The organism is Xanthomonas protegens, from assembly GCF_038442435.1.
GTDB classification, from domain to species: Bacteria; Pseudomonadota; Gammaproteobacteria; order Xanthomonadales; family Xanthomonadaceae; genus Xanthomonas_A; species Xanthomonas_A sontii.
The window spans coordinates 101,359-119,319 of record NZ_JAQJCQ010000005.1; the positions used below are offsets into that span (position 1 = coordinate 101,359).

14 protein-coding genes are annotated in these 17,961 nt (G+C 70.4%); 10 read left to right on the forward strand and 4 right to left on the reverse strand.

Annotated elements, in window-relative coordinates; translation table 11 throughout:
- The first annotated feature begins 2 nt into the window (after positions 1-2).
- The gene (locus PIQ37_RS07830; RefSeq protein ID WP_342073027.1) at positions 3-836 is read left to right on the forward strand and encodes a glycosyltransferase; all 834 of its coding nucleotides are present in this window, start codon (positions 3-5) and stop codon (positions 834-836) included.
- Positions 837-1,337: 501 nt separating this feature from the next.
- Here the strand turns inward: PIQ37_RS07830 and PIQ37_RS07835 are convergent.
- The 4 genes from PIQ37_RS07835 to PIQ37_RS07850 all read right to left on the reverse strand — a co-directional run bounded on the left by PIQ37_RS07835 (position 1,338) and on the right by PIQ37_RS07850 (position 6,601).
- Positions 1,338-2,069 (reverse strand): UTRA domain-containing protein, encoded by a 732-nt coding sequence (locus PIQ37_RS07835; RefSeq protein WP_342073028.1) that lies wholly within the window; start codon positions 2,067-2,069, stop codon positions 1,338-1,340.
- A gap of 173 nt (positions 2,070-2,242) precedes the next feature.
- Positions 2,243-2,815: a nicotinamide riboside transporter PnuC gene (gene pnuC / locus PIQ37_RS07840; protein ID WP_342073029.1), complete on the reverse strand. Its 573-nt coding sequence runs from the start codon at positions 2,813-2,815 to the stop codon at positions 2,243-2,245.
- A 361-nt stretch (positions 2,816-3,176) separates the two neighbouring features.
- The gene (locus PIQ37_RS07845; RefSeq protein WP_342073030.1) at positions 3,177-5,357 is read right to left on the reverse strand and encodes a TonB-dependent siderophore receptor; all 2,181 of its coding nucleotides are present in this window, start codon (positions 5,355-5,357) and stop codon (positions 3,177-3,179) included.
- A gap of 92 nt (positions 5,358-5,449) precedes the next feature.
- Positions 5,450-6,601 (reverse strand): phosphotransferase enzyme family protein, encoded by a 1,152-nt coding sequence (locus PIQ37_RS07850; RefSeq protein ID WP_342073031.1) that lies wholly within the window; start codon positions 6,599-6,601, stop codon positions 5,450-5,452.
- Between the two features lie 421 nt (positions 6,602-7,022).
- On the opposite strand from PIQ37_RS07850, the gene PIQ37_RS07855 reads away from it, so the two are divergent.
- The 9 genes from PIQ37_RS07855 (at position 7,023) to bcsA (ending at position 17,947) form a co-directional block, all read left to right on the forward strand.
- Entirely contained in the window at positions 7,023-7,868 is an 846-nt protein-coding gene (locus tag PIQ37_RS07855) for a glycosyltransferase family 2 protein (RefSeq protein ID WP_342073032.1), read from the forward strand.
- A gap of 151 nt (positions 7,869-8,019) precedes the next feature.
- Positions 8,020-8,970, forward strand: a complete 951-nt coding sequence (locus tag PIQ37_RS07860) for a hypothetical protein (protein WP_342073033.1) — start codon at positions 8,020-8,022, stop codon at positions 8,968-8,970.
- Between the two features lie 2 nt (positions 8,971-8,972).
- Positions 8,973-10,904, forward strand: coding sequence for a glycosyltransferase family 2 protein (locus PIQ37_RS07865; RefSeq protein ID WP_407136597.1), 1,932 nt, complete (start codon positions 8,973-8,975; stop codon positions 10,902-10,904).
- On the forward strand, positions 10,852-12,366 hold the full coding sequence (locus PIQ37_RS07870; RefSeq protein WP_342073034.1) for a hypothetical protein: 1,515 nt from the start codon (positions 10,852-10,854) through the stop codon (positions 12,364-12,366). Before PIQ37_RS07865 ends, PIQ37_RS07870 begins: the two co-directional genes overlap by 53 nt.
- Positions 12,348-13,319, forward strand: a complete 972-nt coding sequence (locus PIQ37_RS07875; RefSeq protein ID WP_407136598.1) for a glycoside hydrolase family 113 — start codon at positions 12,348-12,350, stop codon at positions 13,317-13,319. Before PIQ37_RS07870 ends, PIQ37_RS07875 begins: the two co-directional genes overlap by 19 nt.
- Positions 13,320-13,392: 73 nt before the next feature.
- A complete protein-coding gene (gene pncB / locus PIQ37_RS07880) occupies positions 13,393-14,577 on the forward strand; it encodes a nicotinate phosphoribosyltransferase (RefSeq protein WP_267114574.1) in 1,185 nt (394 codons plus the stop codon).
- 220 nt (positions 14,578-14,797) lie between these two features.
- Positions 14,798-15,256, forward strand: a complete 459-nt coding sequence (bcsD, locus tag PIQ37_RS07885; RefSeq protein WP_342073035.1) for a cellulose biosynthesis protein BcsD — start codon at positions 14,798-14,800, stop codon at positions 15,254-15,256.
- 47 nt (positions 15,257-15,303) lie between these two features.
- On the forward strand, positions 15,304-15,699 hold the full coding sequence (locus tag PIQ37_RS07890; protein WP_342073036.1) for a hypothetical protein: 396 nt from the start codon (positions 15,304-15,306) through the stop codon (positions 15,697-15,699).
- A 97-nt stretch (positions 15,700-15,796) separates the two neighbouring features.
- Positions 15,797-17,947, forward strand: a complete 2,151-nt coding sequence (gene bcsA / locus PIQ37_RS07895; RefSeq protein WP_342073037.1) for a UDP-forming cellulose synthase catalytic subunit — start codon at positions 15,797-15,799, stop codon at positions 17,945-17,947.
- Positions 17,948-17,961 lie beyond the last annotated feature (14 nt).

Genomic DNA, 17,961 nt, shown 5'->3' on the forward strand with positions numbered 1-17,961 from the left:
GGGTGAGCCTGCCCATCGTGCTGCTGGCGGTCGGCGTCGACGACGTCGCGCTGGACGCCTGCCTGGGCGCGTTGGAAGCGAACACCCCGGCCGGCACCCGCGTGTGGCTGGCCGACGATGCACAGGCCGGCCCGCGCGGCATTCGGGTGATCGAGGCCTGGCTGGCGCGCACGCGCCTGCAGGCCGACTACACGCGCCGGCCGCGCATGCTCGGCGAGGTCGCGCATGTGGACGAGATGCTGCGTGCCTGCGGCGACGCCGATGTGGCGGTGCTGGCGGCCGACGCGCAGCCCGGGCCAGGCTGGTTGCTGCAGTTGAGCGCCTGCCTGGCGCGCGATGCGGCCATCGCCAGCGCCACGCCGTGGAGCAATGCCGGCGAGGCCTGCGCGTGGCCGCGGCTGGGCGAGATCAATCCGCTGCCCGAGGATCCCGAGCGCCTGGCACGGGCCTGCGCGGCCTTGCCGCCGCTGCATCCGGAACTGCCGTCGGCGGTCTGCCATGCGGTGGTGCTGCGCGGCGTGGCGCGGCAGCGCGCCGGCGGGCTGGACGCCAGCAGCTACGGTTCGTGGTATGCGGCGCTGACCGATCTGTCGCTGCGCATGGCCGGGCTCGGCTGGCGCAACGTGCTGTGCGAGACCGTGCATGTCGCCTGCAGTGGCGAAGGCCGCGCCGCCGATGGCGACATGGACGCGCTGGCCACGCGCTGGCCGGCCTGGCATGCGCGCCTGGCCGGCTTCCTGATGCACGATCCGCTGCGCGCCTGTCGCGAGGAACTGCAGCGCCTGTACGACACGCTGCCGCCACCGGATCCGCAACGTGTGCTGTTCGATGCGTAGTGCGTCTGGTGTCGAGGTCGCTCCCATAATTCAGCCATGGTGACAACAAGTGCAAGGGCAAAGCTTTCGCCTTGCGGCGAGTCACTTTTCTTTGCTTGTGCAAAGAAAAGTAACCAAAAGAAAGCACACCCTGCCTCGCGCCCTCCGCGCTAACGCGCTCCGGGTCCGCGTCCATCCCGGGGATCCGCGGAAGGGGCATCCTGCCCCTGCCGCGGACGGCGCACATCCATGTGCGCCGCCCCTTCGGGGTTTTTCCCCGCGATGGCCGCCGCTTCGGAAGGGAACCCGGTAAGTCAAAAGCAAGGGCAAGAGCAACAGCCAAAGCCGAGCGAGCGCGACTTCCACAGCAGCTTGCGGCGAGCCCGCCGGATGCACTGTGGGAGGGACTTCAGTCCCGACGCATTTCGCCATCGGAAAGTACGCACCACTTCGTGCGTCGTGGCTGCATGACAGTTGACTCCCACAACCTCCCGTGCCTGGTTGGCATCGCCGCAGGTCGGCTTATTCCTCCGGCGCGTAGACATCCACCGACACTTCCAGCACATCGTGGCGCCAGGACTCGATGTCGAATTCCACGGCACGTCCGTCGGGATCGTAGCTGACGCGTTGCAGTCGGAAGCAGGGCGTGCCGGCGGTGGATTGCAGCAGCACCGCCTGCTCGGCATCGAGCGTTGCCGGATACATCGACAGCCGGCTGCGCGCCTGCCGCAAGCCCAGGCGCTGGGTCAGCACGGCGCTCAGCGAGCCAGCCAGATCGTGATCGAGCAGCGTCGGTGCCCACGCGGCGAGGATCGCGTTGGTCTCCAGCAGCACCGCGCGCCGTCCGATCCAGCGGCGTCGGCGCAGCACGAACACCTCGGCATCGGGATCGTCCAGGTGCAGGTGCCGGGCGAGCGCCGGGCCGGCCGGCTGGCGCTGCGCGGCGAGCAGTTCGGTGCGCGGTACGCCGCCCTGCGCGGCCACGTACTGCATGAAGCCGGCGATGCTGTTGGGGTCGTGGCGCACCCGCGGCGCGCTGACGAACCAGCCGCGGCGGTTCTCTCGGTAGATGTGCCCGTCCGACTCCAGTTGCTGCAGGGCTTCGCGCAAGGTGATGCGGGTGCAGCCGAACAGCGCGGCCAGTTCGCGCTCCACCGGCAGGCGTTGGTCCGCCCGCCATTCGCCGGCGGCGATGCGCGCCAGCAGCGCATCGGCGATGCGTTGGGCGAAGCCGGCGGTGGTGGCGAAGTGCATGCGAAATCCAGTGCGTGGAGAAGCGTTGCTGACAAGACTACGCTGCCGGCAGGCACGCGGACGATGCGGGCGTCTGATGTTCGCGTGATGCGCGTGCGGCTGCTGCGCGCCATTCGCATCGAGTTGACGACGGCACGCGCTGTGCCGCCAGGCAGCAAATAGAGCGTGGCGTGTCAGGTGACGGCTTGCGCGCGGCGCAGATCGGCCTGCCACAGGCGCAGTCCGTACACCGCCAACACCACGAATCCGGCGTACAGCGCTGCGGTGGGGTACAGCCCCTTGTACACGAACACGCCGACGTAGACGCAGTCCAGCACGATCCACAGGCCCCAGTTGGCGATGCGCTTGCGCGCGGCCCACACGCTGGCGACCACGCTGAACGCCGACAGTGCCGCATCCAGCCACGGCAGCGCCGCATCGGTGTGCCGGTGCATCCACCAGCCCAGCAGCACCGCGCCGACAGCGCCGACCAGCACCGAGCGCAGGCCTTCGCCCCACGGCAGCGGCCCGACCTGGACCTTGCCGTCGTCGCCCAGTCCGTTGCTCCAGCGCCACCAGCCGTAGCCCTGCAGCACCACGTACAGGCCCTGCAGCAGCATGTCCGAATACAGCTTCCACTGATAGAACAGCCACGCGTACAGCAGCACCGCCACCACGTTGACCGGCCAGCACCAACGCACCCGCCGCGCGGTCAGCCACACACCCAGGACGTTGATCAGTACGGCGAGCAATTCGAGCGGGGACATGGTGGGGAGGCCGGGATTGGGGAGTGGGGATTCGGGATGGGACAGTTCGCGAGTGCGCAGCATTGCGCGCTGTTCTGTAGGAGCGGCTTCAGCCGCGACAGGCGTTACCGGGAAGGCCCATCGCGGCTGAAGCCGCTCCTACCCTGGTCTTCGGCATAGCTGACGTTCGAGTCATCGTGGATCAGTGCATCCGGATTGGGATACTGAAAACGCATCGGATCGTAGGTGCTGTAGGAGCGGCTTCAGCCGCGACCCGTCAGCAATAGCGCGTCGCGGCTGAAGCCGCTCCTGCACGGTGGCGCGCCATGTTTCGCTTTTGGTTTTTACCAATCCCGAATCCCGATTCCCCATTCCCAGCCCTTCAAAAATCGAACTGCAGCGCCAGCCGCGCGGTCCGCGGCGCGCCGAGGAACAGATAATCGTCGCCTTCATAGGCGCCGACGTCGCGCCAGTAGCGCTTGTCGGTGAGGTTGTCCACGCTCAGTCGCAGCGTGGTCGGCACCGTGCCCAGCCGGGTGGCATAGCGGGCCCCCAGGTTGTAGACGCTGTAGCCGCCGACGGCGACCTGGCCGCTGCGGTCGGCGTACTTGGCGCCGCTGTACTGCGCGCCGCCCAGCAGCGCCAGGCCGTTGACGCCGGGCACGTCCCAGGTGGCCTGGGCGCTGGCGCGCAACCGTGGCACGTTCAGTGCCTGGTGACCTTCGTCGCCCGGCGTGCCGGTGTCCTCGGCACGCGCGCGGATGCCGGCGACGCTGGCCTGCAGGTGCAGGCCGGCGCCCAGCGTGCCGGCGGCGGACAGTTCGATGCCGCGGTTGTGCAGGCGCCCCTGCTGCACGAACAGGAAGCTGCCGTCGGCCTGCGGTTGCGCGTACTGGTTGGCCTGGCGCATGTCGAACAGCGCCGCGCCCAGGGTCACGCCATCGCGCTCGTACTTCATGCCGGCCTCGCGCTGGTAGGCGCTGGTGGGGGCGAGGATACTGTCGGCGTTGCTGGCGAACCACGGCGCGGTGCCGCCCGGGGCCAGGCCCTTGGCGAAGCTGGCGTACAGCGACAGCGACGGCTGCAGCTTGAACAGCAGCGCCGCCTGCGGCAGAAACACCGAACGGCGCGTGCGTCGGGTCAGGCTGCCGTCGCGATCCCAGGCGCGTTCGTCGTAGCGCACCTGGCGTGCGCCCAGCAGCAATTGCCAGGCATCGCCGATGCCGATGCGGTCGCTGGCCAGCAGCGCGGTCTGCGCGCTGTCCAGGCGCCGGCGCTTTGGACCGAGCACGGCGTCGGCAGGCGCCAGCAGCGGCGGATCGGCGTCGATGTTGCCGCTGCCGATCATCTCGTTGATCGAACCGTGCCTGTCGATGGTGCGATGCAGGTAGTCGACGCCGACCTGGAACTGGTGCTGCAGCACGCCGGTGCTGGCGCTGCCGCTGGCGATCGCCTGCAGTTCGTCGTTGCGGCGGCTGTCGGCGGGGCTGCGGTAGTCGTAGATGTCGTAGTCGCCTTCGCGGCTGAAGTAGTTGGGTACTGCGTCGCCGGCGCAACTGGCTGTGCCGTAGCAGCCCCAGGCGAAGCTGGAGTAGTCGTCGATCAGTGCACGGCTGTGCGAGGCGGCCACCTGCAGATGCCAGGCGTCGCTGAAGCGGTACTCGTAGCGCGCCTGTGCATTCAGCGCCTCGATGCCGACCGGCCTGGACCACGGCTGGTAGGCGAGCAGGCGATGCACGGACACTCCGCTCGGCACCTGCGTGCCGCCGAGCAACTGGTAGCCCGGCACCGAGCGCTGCTGGCGGTCCTGGTACTCCACGTCCAGTTGCAGGGTCGATTGCGGGTCGATGTTCCAGTCCGCGGCCAGCGACAGGAAGTTGCGGTGGCCGTCGGCGTGATCGACATAGCTGCGCAGGGTCTCGTGCGCGGCGTTGACGCGCAGGCCGAACTGGCGCTCGCTGCCGAACCAGTCGCCCAGGTCCACCGCCGCGCCGCGGCTGCCGTCGTCGTCGCCGTTCAGCACCAGGCTGCGCACGTGCTGCGGACGCTTGGTCTGGTAGTCGATCACGCCGGCCGGGGTGGTGATGCCGGACAGCACCCCGGACAGACCCTTGAGTACCTGCACCTGCTCCTTGTTCTCCAGCGCCACGTTCTGTTCACCGGCGATGGTCAGACCGTTGATGCGGTAGCTGTTGGCCGCATCCAGCGAATAGCCGCGGACCAGGAAGTTCTCGTAGTAGCCGATCGGCGCGTAGCTGTCGCCGACTGCGGCGTCGGCGCGCAGCACCTCGCTGAGCACGCGCACCTGGCGGTCGGCCAACTGCGTGCGGTCGATGGTGTCGATCGCCATCGGCGTGTCCAGCAGCGGCGCGTCGCCGTAGCCGCTCAGGCTGCTGCGGTCGTGCGGCTGGCGGCCCTGCACGTTGACCGCGTCCAGTTCGACCGGGGTCTGCGTGCTGGCGGGTGCTGGCGCAGCGTCGGCGGCTAGGGCCGGCAGCGGCAGGGCGATGGCCAGTGCCAGCGCGAGGGCGTGCGGAGCGGGGAAACGGCGGGTGGGAAGCATGCGGAACGACCTCGGGGAAACGAAACGGAAGAGGGAAGCGGCACGGCCGCGCAGTGCGCGGCCGGCAGGCGTGACGGTGTCGCTGCGACGGTTCATGGTGCGGCCGCCGCGCGCCGCTGCAGGTGCCGCAGCAGGCGCTGGCCCTCTTCCTCGCCGAACCAGGCGGCGTGGCCGAGCAGGTAGCGGCGGTAGGCGATCCCGGCGTGCGCGTCCGAGCCGGTGATGCCGGCGAAGTACTCGATCTCGCTGAGCGCGAAATCGGCATGCACCAGCGGCAGCAGCGCGGCCAGCAGGCGCAGTTGCGCCGCGTCCAGCGGCAGCAATGTGGCGTAGCCGTGCAGCAGCGCATCGAGCTGGTCGAGATCGGCGACGGCGGTGCCGCCGTCGTCCAGCTGCAGCCACGGGATCAGGTTGCGCTCGATCGCGGTGGCCAGGTCGAACAGGGCGAAGCTGCGGTCGGCCAGACCGAAATCGAACACCGCGCTGACCGTGCTGGCGGCGCCGTGGCCGCGCCACAGCAGGTTGGAGGCGTGCCAGTCGCCGTGCGTCCACAGCGCCGGCGGCGGCGTCTGCAGCAGCGGCCAGGCCTGCGCGTGCCAGGGCAGCAGCTGCGCGCGCAGGTCGCCCTGCCAGTCGCGCTGCTGCAGCCATGCCGCCAGCGCCGGGCGCCGTGCCAGATCGTGTTCCAGCGCCTGCAACGGCTGCGGCTGGGCGAACAGGCGCAGGTTGGCGACCAGCACGGTGGTGTTGCGTGGCGGCGCGGCGTAGCCGGCGGCGGCGCGGTGCAGTGCGGCCAGCGCGCGGCCGGCGGCAGCGGCATGCGCGGGGTCGGCGAACGGCGTCCACGACATCGCCTCGCGGTAGCGGTCCTCGCCCTCGCCGGCGCGCATCACCTCGTAGGTCCAGTGGCCACGCCGCACCGCGCTGGCGCCATCGCGGTCGCGCAGCACCTCCGGCACCGGCACGCCCTGCGCGCGCAGATGCCCGATGAAGGCATGCTCTTCGCCCAGCGCGTGCAGGTCGCGCACGCGGCGATGGTGGCGTTTGACGAACAGCGTGCCGGCGGCGGTCTCGACCTCCGCCGCTGCCGAGAACGGGCGCGGACTGTGCCAGCGCAACGCGTGCAGGCGGCCGGGCAGGGCGTACTGCTGCAGCAGCGCTTCCACCTCGCCGTCGGACAGCGGCGGCCAGTCGGCGGCCACGGTCTGCATGCCCATGCCGTGCATCTGGTGGCGGGCGCTCATGCGCGCGCCTCACGGTGCCGGCACCATCCGGTGCGCCGTGCCAGCGGCCTTAGGCCGGGCGCGCCATGCGCCACAGCACGGCCCTTGCGGGTGGTTGGTCTAGACCAGGAGCGGGGAGGCCTGGGGCAGGGCCCGGTCGCGCGATCGGGAGCGGGGACGGTGGCGCCGCCGGCGTCTCGGCATGCGCGCGGGCTCAGGCGGCGCGCGCGGTCTGCGGGGTGGGGCGGCAGCCTGGGACAGGAAACAACGCTGACCGGCATCTGCACTGGGCGAAGGAGAGGACACGGATCGCTCCGTCTCCCATGCGCGCGGGGCCGCAGGCGGCCGCGCAGCGCACGGGGCGCAGAGTATGCGCGGCAATCGCCGCCGCCGCCATGCCCGCCGTGCGCGTGGCGGGCAGCGCATGCGGGATAATCGGCGGATGAGCGAACAGCAGATAGCCGTGGTAGTGGTGACCTACGAGAGCGGCAGCACCATCGATGCCTGTCTGCAGCGGTTGCGCGCGGCGGCCGAGGTGGCGCAGATCCGGGTGGTCGACAACGCCTCGCGCGACGACACCCTCGCCGTGGTGCAGCGGCACGCGCTGGACGATGCGCGGGTGCGCTTCATCGCCAACCCCGACAACCCCGGCTTCGCCACCGCCTGCAACCAGGGCGCCGCGGCCAGCGACGCGCCGTGGCTGGCCTTCGTCAATCCCGACCTGATGGTCGAGCCCGACACCCTGGCCCAGTTGCGCGCGCAGGCCGCCGCGCTCGGCGAGGCGCTGCTGGGCGTGGAGCAGGTCGATGAGCACGGCCGCGCCGACGCCGCGGTACGCCGCCGCGACCCGGACTTCGCGGCGATGCTGCGGCATCCGCTGGCCGGCTCGCGGCTGGCGCTGGCGGCCGATCCGGCGCAGCCGCTGCAGCCGGTGCCGGCGCTGTCCGGCGCGCTGATGCTGTTGCCGCGCGCGCTGTTCACCCGCATCGGCGGCTGGGATGCCGGCTATCGGCTGCATGCCGAGGACCTGGACCTGTGCCGCCGGGTGCGCCAGGCCGGTGCCACGGTGGCGGTGCTGAACCGCCTGCGGGTGCTGCACGTACGCGGCGTGTCCAGCCGCAAACGCCCGTGGTTCGTCGAGTGGCACAAGCACCGCGGCCTGTGGCGCTACTTCCGCAAGTTCGAGGCGCCGACCCGGGCCTGGCCGGTGCAGGCGGCGGTGTGGGCTGTGATCTGGCTGCATGCCTCGGTCACCTTCGCCCGGCTGTGCTGGCGCCGCCCAGGCTGAACAAAATCGGCCGCGTTGCGCGCGCGTGCGGCATGGCAACATAAATTCGCTATATTGGGAAGTACGTCACTTAACAAATGACGTGTTCCGCCGATCTCTCCTGGACCGCGCCTGCTTTCCGGTTCGGGGGAACCCCACCAGGAACTCAACCATGCATGATTTCGACGGCGTGCGTCCGCGCACCCACGCGCGCGCCTGCGCGTCCGCTGTGCCCATGCCCGCTGCCGGCCGCGCCCGACCTGCGCGCCGCGCGCGGCTGGCGCTGGCGCTGCTCGCGCTGGCGGCCGGCCCCTGCGGCGCCAGCGCCTGGGTCGACGAGGCCGGCCACGGGCTGGTGATCCTCAAGGCCAGCCATACCGATGGCGGCGCGGTGTTCAACAGCCACGGCCAGTCGGGAAACTTCCCCGATGCCGGGCGCAGCCGCCAGGACCAGCTCAACCTCTACGGCGAATACGCGCTGAGCTCGGACCTGACCCTGGTCGGCAACTTCTATTTCAGCAAGGTCGGCTACCGCAACGACAGCGGCTACGGCGACCGCCACAGCAGCGGCTGGTCGGACCAGGAAATCGGCCTGCGCTACCGGCTCGACCCGGATGGCGCCGACGGTCCCTGGCAGGGCGCGCTGCAGGTGCTGGCCTTGGTGCCCGGCTACGCGCGCCAGCGCGACGGTGAGCGGCCGGCACTGGGCCAGGGCGACTACGGCGCCGAGCTGCGCTACAGCATCGGCCGCGGCTATCGCCTGGGCGGGCACGACGGCTATGTCGACCTGGGGACGGCGGTGCGCCTGCGTGGCGGCGACGCCTCCGACGAAGCGCGGCTGGACGTGTCCAGCGGTGTGGCGCTGGCGCCGCGCTGGATGCTGATCGGCGAGTTCAACGTGATCCAGAGCCTGGGCAACGGCAAGGGCCCGAACCGGATCTACGCGCCTGGCGACAACACGCCGATCCGCGGCAACAACTTCGATTTCAGCAAGCTGCAGGCCTCGGTTCTGTACACGTTGCCCGGCGGCACGCAACTGCAGCTCGGCTACCAGCAGCCGGTGGCCGGGCGCAACACCGGCGGCGCGGGCGGTCCGTTCGTCGCCGCCTGGTGGCGGTTCTAGCCGTGTCCGGCGAACACGAGAGCGTCGCCGCCGAGGCGGGCGTGCCCGGCCGGCTCGGGCGGCTGCCCACCGAGGGCGGCCTGCAGGCGCCGATCGGCGAGGCCCTGGTCGCTGCGGGGGTGATCGACCCGCCGCAGCTGCAGAACGCGCTGGCCCTGCAGTCGCGCTGGCGCTCGCGGCTGGGCGACGTGGTGCTGGCCCAGCGCGGGGTCGCGCCGCTGCGCTTCTACACGGTGCTGGCGCAGCACTTCGGGCTGCACTTCGCCAACCTGCTCAAGCAGCCGATCGACCCGGCGCTGTTCCAGCCGGAGCGGCTGGCCGACTACGCGCAGCGCCTGGTGCTGCCGTGGCGCGAGGAGGACGGCCAACTGGTGCTGGCGGTGGCCGATCCCGGCCCGGAGATCTTCGCCTGGGCCCGTGCCACCTACGGCGAGCAGGTGCGCTTCGTCGGCACCTCCAAGTTCGACATCGTCTGGAGCCTGCAGCAGCACGCCGACGCGCAGCTCACCCACGACGCGCTGAACCTGCTGGCCGAACACGCGCCGGAACACTCGGCGCGGCAGGTGATCACCCGCGCGCAGTCGGTGTTCCTGGTGGCGTTGACCGTGGTGCTGGCCGCGGCGCTGGCGCTGTGGCCGCTGGTCACCCTGATCGCGCTCAACACGCTGATCGCGGTGGCGTTCCTGGCCACCTTCGGGCTGAAGCTGGTGCTGGCCTGGCGCGGCGCGCGGCGCCGCATCGACATCAAGGTCAGCGACGAGGAAGTGGCCGCGCTCGGCGACGAGGACCTGCCGGTCTACACGGTGCTGGTGCCGATGTACAAGGAACCGGACGTGCTGCCGATCCTGGCCAACGCGCTGCGCCGGCTCGACTACCCCACCTCCAAGCTGGACGTGAAGCTGGTGCTGGAGGCCGACGACACCGAGACCATCGAGGCGGCCAAGGCGCTGGGCCTGGAGGCGTTCTTCGAGATCATCCGGGTGCCGCCGTCGCAGCCCAAGACCAAGCCCAAGGCCTGCAACTACGCGCTGCGCTTCGCCCGCGGGCAGATGCTCACCATCTACGACGCCGAGGACAAGCCGGAGCCGGACCAGCTCAAGCGCGTGGTCGCCGCGTTCCGCAAGTCGCCGGCCGACGTGGCCTGCATCCAGGCGCGGCTGAACTACTACAACGCCGACGAGAACTGGCTCACGCGCATGTTCACGCTGGAATACACGTTGTGGTTCGACTTCTACCTGCCGGCGCTGGAAACCCTGCGCATCCCGATTCCGCTCGGCGGCACCTCCAACCATTTCCGCCTGGACATCCTGCGCAAGGTCCATGCCTGGGATCCGTACAACGTCACCGAGGACGCCGACCTGGGCGTGCGCCTGACCCAGCAGGGCTACCGGGTCAGCGTGGTCAACTCGACCACGTTCGAAGAGGCCAACGTCAGCATCCCCAACTGGATCCGGCAGCGCTCGCGCTGGCTCAAGGGCTACATGCAGACCTGGCTGGTGCACATGCGCGACCCGGTGCAGCTGTACCGCTCCACCGGCGTGCGCGGGTTCTGGGGCTTCCAGCTGTTCGTCGGCGGCACCTTCTTCACCGCGTTGGCCGCGCCGCTGATGTGGCTGAGCTACGGGCTGTGGCTGGCGGTGGGCTCGAAATTCTTCGATCCGTTCTTCCCGCCCGCGCTGCTGTACCTGAGCCTGCTCAACCTGCTGCTCGGCAATGGCTTTTTGATCTACATGACCCTGGTGGCGGCGTTCAAGCGCGACTACTTCCGCCTGGCGCCCTACGCGCTGACCGTGCCGCTGTACTGGCTGCTGCAGTCCATCGCCGCCTACAAGGGCCTGTGGCAGCTCATCCGCAACCCGTTCTACTGGGAAAAGACCACCCATGGCATCAGCAAGCACATGGCCGAAGAGCGCCGCGCCGCGCTCGACGACTGACGCGCCGCCGCGCGCGCGCGGCACCGCGGTGTTCGTGTTCACCGCGGCGCTGCTGGCGCTGCTGTGCCACCGGCTGCTCGCGCACGGCTACATGAGCGACGACGCGATGGCGCAGTACGCCAAGCTGCTGCTGTTGCGCGACGCGGCCGGTTTCCGCATCGAGTACCTGGGGTTCCTGTACGCGCAGGCCTCGCTGTACCTGGGTGTGCTGATCGGCGGCCTGCCGGGCCTGTCCACGCCGCTGCTGCCGTACCTGGTCGACGTGCTGGCCGGGGCGACGCTGGTGACCCTGCTGTGGCGCGACATCGCCGCCGGCCTGGGCCGCGGTTGGGCCTGGGCGCTCAGTGCGGGGGTGGTGATCCAGCCGTTCTTCCTGTGGCCGACCCTGTCCGGCAACAACCAGGGTCTGGGCCTGCTGGTGTTCTACGTGGCCGCGCGCGCGCTGCGCCACTTCCGCGACGATCCGGAAGCCTTCGCCTACCTGCGCCTGGCCGCGAGCCTGTGCCTGCTGTTCTTCGTCGACGAGCGCGCCTGCTTCCTGGCCGTGGCGCTGGCGCCGTGGCTGTTCCTGATCGCGCCGCCGCGCCTGATGCGGCAGGCGCCGTTGGCCTTCTACCTGGTGTGCTACCTGCCGTTCCTGTTCGCGGTGGGGGCGTGGATGTACCTCAACTACATGTTTTTCGGCGACCCGCTGCTGTTCGTGCGCGACGCCACGTCCGCTTTCCGCGGCATCTCGGCGCAGGCGGCGCTGCAGCCGTGGCTGCAGCAGGCCGCGGCGCAGCCGTGGTGGCCGCCGCTGTGGCTGCTGCTGGCCGGGGTGGTCAGTGCGCCGCTGTTGCTGTTGCTGCGCCACACCCGCGACAGCGACACCTGGCGCAGCGTGCTGGCCGCCGCCGCCACCGTGATCGGCGCCGGTACGCTGGCCACCTGGGCGCGTTTCACGGCGCAGCCGCTGGACTTCCTCGCCCTGCTGCTGGTGCCGGTGGCGCTGGTGCTGGGCGACCTGCGCCGCAACGCGCGCTGGCTGGGCCTGGCGCTGCTGCTGGCCGGCGCGGTGTCCAGCGGCTGGGTGATCGCCCGCACCGCCACCTCCACCACCCGCGACTGGATCGCCGCGCTGCAGGCACCGGCGCCGCCGCGGCATGCCGACGCTGCGCACTTGGGCGCGTGGCTGGCCGAGGCGCGGCTGCCGACTCTGCTCGACGATCGCGCCAGCTATCCGGTGATCGTCGCGCGCGGCGACGCCAAGCAACTGATCCTGCCGTTCGACCCGCGCTTCAAGCAGGCGCTGGTCGATCCGCGGCAGATGCCGGCGCAAGTGGTGGTCAGCGACCCCGCCAGCCAGACCGGCGCGCTGGACAGCCTCAACCGACGCTTCCCGCAGCTGTGGCAGCAGGGCTTGCCGGGCTACAGTCTGGTCTACCATCAGGGCATCTACCGGGTATGGCGCCGATCGCCGTGAGACTGCTGACCGCACTGCTGCTGGCGCTGAGCGCCGGCGGCTGCAGTGCGGCGCTGCCGCCGTGGATGGGCGCCAACGTCAAGGTGTCGCCGCAGGCGCCGTGGGGCAGCGCGGCGGCGCAGCAGTCGCTGCGGCAACTGGCCGATGCAGGTGCCACGCGCGCATTGCTGGTCGCCTTCGTCTGGCAGGCTGCGCCGCAGTCCTCGACGCCGGTGCTGGGCAGCGACAGCAGCCCGGCGCTGGTCCGCGCCGGGCTGCGGCAGATGCGCGCCGCCGGCCTGCAGCCGGTGCTGAAGGTACATCTGTGGATTCCCGGGCACTGGGCCGGCGAGGCCGCGCCGGCCGATCGCGACGCCTGGTTCGCCGCCTACCGGCGCGCGCTGCTGCAACTGGCCCAGGTCGCCGCCGAGGAGCGCGCCAGCGCGCTGATCGTCGGCACCGAACTGCGCCAGTTGCAGGACGCGCCGCAGTGGCCGGCGCTGCTGGCGGCGGTGCGCCAGGTCTATCGCGGCCCGATCGGCTATGTCGCCGACGGCCTGGAGCAGGCCGAACGCTTCGGCTACTGGGACCGCTTCGATTTCGTCGGCACCAGCCTGTATCCGGCGCTGGCCGCCGCGCCCGGGCAACGGCGCGCGCAGATGCGTGGGGCGGCGGCGCGCGTGCAGGCACTGGGCGAGCGCAGCGGCCGGCCGGTGTGGGTGGCCGAGCTGGGCCTGCGCTCGGCGCGCGGCAGCCTCGCCGCGCCCTGGGAAAGCCCGGAGCAACGCACGGCCGATGTCGACACCGCGTTGCAGGCGCAGGTGCTGCGCGAGTGGCGCGAGGTGCTCGACGCGCAGCCGCGCATCGCCGGCATCGCCCTGTGGTGCTGGTACACCGATCCGGACGCCGGCGGCGCGCGCGACAGCGATTTCACCGTGCAGCACAAGCCGGCGCAGGCGGTGCTCAAGCGCTGAGGGATGCGCGTGCATCGCACCGCCTGCAATTGGCCACCACGGGGCCGCAACGCAGCGAGCGCATAATCGGCCGATGATCATCGACTCGTTGCTGGACACCGACCTCTACAAGTTCACCATGATGCAGGCGGTGCTGCATCAGCATCCCGGCGCGCAGGTGGAATACCGCTTCAAGTGCCGCACCCCGGGCATCGACCTGGCGCAGTACCTGCCGCAGATCTCGGCGGAGATCGACGCGCTGTGTGCGCTGCGCTTCCGCGAGGACGAGCTGGACTACCTGCGCGCGATGCGCTTCATCAAGCCGGACTTCGTCGATTTCCTGGCGCTGTTCCACCTGGACCGCAAGTACCTGCAGCTGCAGGCCTCGGCCAGCGTGCCCGGCGAGATCGAGCTGCACATCCGCGGGCCGTGGCTGCACACCATCCTGTTCGAAGTGCCGCTGCTGGCGATCGTCAACGAGGTGTGGTTCCGCCATGCCGGCGGCGCCGACCATGCCGAAGGCCTGCGCCGGCTGCAGGCCAAGATCGCGCTGCTGCGCGACACACCGGGCTACGACAACTGCGCCATCGCCGACTACGGCACCCGCCGCCGCTACTCGCGCGCCTGGCATGGCGAACTGCTGCCGGTGCTGCAGCAGACCCTCGGCAAGCAGTTCGTCGGCACCAGCAACGTGTACTTCGCCCGCCGCTACGGGCTGACCCCGCTGGGCACGATGGCGCACGAATACCTGCAGGCGTTCCAGGCGCTGGGGCCGCGGCTGCGCGATTCGCAGGCGGCGGCGCTGGAATCGTGGGCGCGCGAGTACCGCGGCGATCTCGGCATCGCACTGTCGGACGTGGTCGGCCTGGATGCGTTCCTGCGCGATTTCGATCTGTACTTCTGCAAGCTGTTCGACGGCATGCGCCACGATTCCGGCGATCCGTTCGAATGGGGCGAGCGGGTGCTGGCGCACCTGCAGCGGCATCGGGTGGATCCGCGCAGCAAGATCCTGGTGTTCAGCGATGGCCTGGACATCGACAAGGTGATGCGGCTGTACGCGCATTTCCGCGACCGCTGCATGCTGGCGTTCGGCGTCGGCACCCACCTGACCAACGATCTGGGCCTGGTGCCGCTGCAGATCGTGATCAAGATGGTCCGCTGCAACGGCCAGCCGGTGGCCAAGCTCAGCGACTCGCCCGGCAAGACCCTGTGCGACGACCCGGCCTATCTGGCCTACCTGCGGCAGGTGTTCCAGGTGCCGGCCGAGGAGCGGCACTGAGCCTGGGAGCGGCCCTGCCGGTGCCAACCCAGCGTCGGTCCGAAGCGGGCGGGCAGGGGTCGCAGTTCGGCGCATCAGGGCTTTGCGGTGAAGAAAGAGTGAGATACACTGCATCACAAAGTGAGAACTGTGTCGCAATAGTGACGGCCGGCAACGGTCGGCCCGGGGCGCCACACCCGCTACGCCGTTGTCGTTCCGTCCCTGCCCAGAGACTTCCTCGATGAGCGCTCACGCGTTGCAGACCCATTACCGCACCCATGCCTGTTCGCGGCAGTGGCGCGGCTTTCTGCGCGCGCTGGCCGAGGAGTTCGCCGCGGAGCTGGGCGCCGAGGACCTGGCCCTGCTGATGGCGCGCATCGGCCGCCGCTTCGCCGCCGAACACCCGGTCGGCGCCTGCACCACCCTGCAGGAGCTGGAGGACGCGGTGAACCGCGTCTGGGACCGGCTGGAGTGGGGCTATGCGCGCTTCGAGGAGCACGCCGACCGCGTCGAGTTGCTGCACGCCGGCTCGCCGCTGCACATCGGCCTGGCCGGGCAGGCTGGCGGCGCCGACGGCTTCCTGGAAGGGGTGTATCAGGCATGGTTCGTGCAGGTAGGGATGTCGGCCGGCCTGGGCGTGCGTGCGTTGTCGTCCGGACACGAAGACCTGCGCCGCTTCGTGCTGGCCAGGGCCGGCTGAGCGCGGCGGCAGCGACCGACTATTTTCAGATCGTCATGAGGGGCGTCATGTCCAAGAAGTCCAAGCAGACGGGTGCCGAAACCGGCGACGACGTCTCCAGCCTGTTCGCCAAGCTCGGCAGCAGTGGCGCCACCGCCTATCAGGATTTTTCCGCCGACCGGCTCAGCGCCGCGGAGCCGCCCGCCGCCTCTCCGCCGCCTGCGGCTCCCGCACCGGCGCCGGTGCTGTCGGTGGTGCGCGCCGCGGTCGAGACCAGGCCGGCCACGCCGTCGCCGGCTGCGCCGATGGCACCCGCCGCACCGGCGGCGCCTGTGTCGGCCGCCTTCACCGGCACCGCGACCGGCACGCCGTTGCAGCAGCTGTTCCAGCGCCTGCTCGAGGTCGGCCGCGAGGCCGCGGTGCCGGCGCCGGGCGGCCCGCTCAAGCGCTTTTTGAATCGTTGATGCCATGCGGCGCCTGCGGGCGCCGCACCTGTTTGCTGTCGCCGCGCGGTGGGGAAGACCGCGCGCCGACCTCCTCCCCCTTTGTTAGGAATCGCCGATGAGCGCTGCCTCCGCGTCGCATGCCGCGCGCCCGCTGCATGTTCTGGCCAACTGGTCGCTGTGGCTGCTGGGCGCCGTGTTGCTGGTCTTCGTCGTCGCCATCCCGATGGATGTGCCGCAGCAACTGCTGTTCTCGCTGGTGGTGTTCGCCGCGGCCATGCTGCTGCGGCGCAGCGGCAGCCGCCTGGCGATCCTGGTGATGATGGCGCTGTCGCTGGCGGTGTCCTCGCGCTACATCTGGTGGCGCCTGACCCAGACCGTGGGCATGAGCAGCCCGGTCGACCTCAGCCTGGGCCTGGGCCTGCTGCTGGCCGAACTGTACGCGTTCGTGATCCTGGCGCTGGGCTACTTCCAGGTGCTGTGGCCGCTGAACCGGCGGCCGCTGCCGCTGCCGGCCGACCAGCGCGAATGGCCCAGCGTCGACCTGTTCATTCCCACCTACAACGAACCGCTGTCGGTGGTGCGCTCGACCATCCTCGCCGCCAGCGTGATGGACTGGCCTGCCGACAAGCTCAACATCTACCTGCTCGACGACGGCCGCCGCGAGGAGTTCCGCGCGTTCTGCGCGCAGGTCGGCATCCACTACGTCACCCGCACCAACAACCTCCACGCCAAGGCCGGCAACATCAACGCGGCGCTGAAGAAGTCCAGCGGCGAGTACGTGGCGATCTTCGACTGCGACCACATCCCCACGCGCTCGTTCCTGCAGGTGGCGATGGGCTGGTTCCTGCGCGACGCCAAGCTGGCGGTGGTGCAGATGCCGCACTACTTCTTCTCCGCCGATCCGTTCGAACGCAATCTCGGCAACCACGGCAAGGTGCCCAACGAGGGCGAGCTGTTCTACGGACTTCTGCAGGACGGCAACGACCAGTGGGACGCCACCTTCTTCTGCGGCTCGTGCACGGTGATCAAGCGCAAGCCGCTGGAGGAAGTGGGCGGGGTGGCGGTGGAGACCGTCACCGAGGACGCGCACACCGCGCTCAAGCTGCACCGCCGCGGCTACCGCAGCGCCTACATCGCGGTGCCGCAGGCTGCCGGCCTGGCCACCGAAAGCCTGTCCGGCCACGTCGCCCAGCGCATCCGCTGGGCGCGCGGCATGGCGCAGATCGCCCGGTTGGACAACCCGCTGCTGGGCAAGGGCCTGCGTCTGTCGCAGCGCCTGTGCTACGCCAACGCGATGCTGCATTTCTTCTACGGTCTGCCGCGCATCGTCTACCTGACCGCGCCGCTGGCCTTCCTGTTTTTCGGCGCGCACGTGATCCATGCCTCGGCGCTGATGATCCTGGCCTATGCGCTGCCGCACATCCTGCAGGCCAACCTGACCAACCTGCGTACCCAGGGCAAGTTTCGCCACCTGCTGTGGAACGAGGTCTACGAGACCACCCTGGCCTGGTACATCCTGCGCCCGACGCTGGTGGCGCTGTTCAATCCCAAACTCGGCAAGTTCAACGTCACCCCCAAGGGTGGCCTGGTGCCGCGCAGCTACTTCGACGGGCAGATCGCCAAGCCCTACCTGTTCCTGCTGGTGCTGAACCTGGCCGGCCTGGCTGCGGGCGTGATGCGCCTGCTCAGCGTGCAGCCCGGCGGCGAGGCGCAGACGATCTGGTTCAACCTGGCCTGGACCGCGTACAACGTGCTGTTGCTCGGCGCCACCATCGCCACCGCCAGCGAGATGCGCCAGGTGCGCCGCTCGCACCGCGTGCCGCTGGATATCCCGGCCACCCTGCACCTGGCCGATGGCCGTGAACTGGCCTGCCGCACGGTCAACTTCTCCACCGGCGGCATGGCGCTGCGCCTGCTCGAGCCGGTGCCGGTGGAGCCGGACCTGCCGGTGGAGATCGCGCTGCCGCAGCGCGGCAGCTCCAAGCGCCTGCCGGCGATGGTGCGCCACGACCGCGACGGCGAAATCAGCATCCAGTTCCGGCCGATGTCGATCGAGCAGGAGCGCTGGCTGGTGGCCTGCACCTTCGCCCGTGCCGACATCTGGGTGTCGCAGTGGGGCCGCCATGACCGCGACCGCTTCTGGGTGTCGCTGGGGCGCGTGTTCGCGGCCAGCATGCGCGGCTTCAAGCGCCTCGGCCAGCACGTCGCCAGCAGCGCGCGCAGCGGCTGGCGCGGCCGCACCGCCGGCGAGGAGGCTGCGCCGTGATCCGCCGTCCCGCT

Bases quoted from the DNA above. Each gene is read 5' to 3' on its own strand.
- PIQ37_RS07835 (WP_342073028.1), bottom strand. From the start codon at position 2,069: ATGCACTTCGCCACCACCGCCGGCTTCGCCCAACGCATCGCCGATGCG.
- PIQ37_RS07870 (WP_342073034.1), top strand. From the start codon at position 10,852: ATGGCATCAGCAAGCACATGGCCGAAGAGCGCCGCGCCGCGCTCGACG.
- bcsD (WP_342073035.1), top strand. From the start codon at position 14,798: ATGAGCGCTCACGCGTTGCAGACCCATTACCGCACCCATGCCTGTTCG.
- PIQ37_RS07890 (WP_342073036.1), top strand. From the start codon at position 15,304: ATGTCCAAGAAGTCCAAGCAGACGGGTGCCGAAACCGGCGACGACGTC.
- pncB (WP_267114574.1), top strand. From the start codon at position 13,393: ATGATCATCGACTCGTTGCTGGACACCGACCTCTACAAGTTCACCATG.
- bcsA (WP_342073037.1), top strand. From the start codon at position 15,797: ATGAGCGCTGCCTCCGCGTCGCATGCCGCGCGCCCGCTGCATGTTCTG.
- PIQ37_RS07850 (WP_342073031.1), bottom strand. From the start codon at position 6,601: ATGAGCGCCCGCCACCAGATGCACGGCATGGGCATGCAGACCGTGGCC.
- pnuC (WP_342073029.1), bottom strand. From the start codon at position 2,815: ATGTCCCCGCTCGAATTGCTCGCCGTACTGATCAACGTCCTGGGTGTG.
- PIQ37_RS07860 (WP_342073033.1), top strand. From the start codon at position 8,020: ATGCATGATTTCGACGGCGTGCGTCCGCGCACCCACGCGCGCGCCTGC.
- PIQ37_RS07845 (WP_342073030.1), bottom strand. From the start codon at position 5,357: ATGCTTCCCACCCGCCGTTTCCCCGCTCCGCACGCCCTCGCGCTGGCA.
- PIQ37_RS07855 (WP_342073032.1), top strand. From the start codon at position 7,023: ATGAGCGAACAGCAGATAGCCGTGGTAGTGGTGACCTACGAGAGCGGC.
- PIQ37_RS07875 (WP_407136598.1), top strand. From the start codon at position 12,348: ATGGCGCCGATCGCCGTGAGACTGCTGACCGCACTGCTGCTGGCGCTG.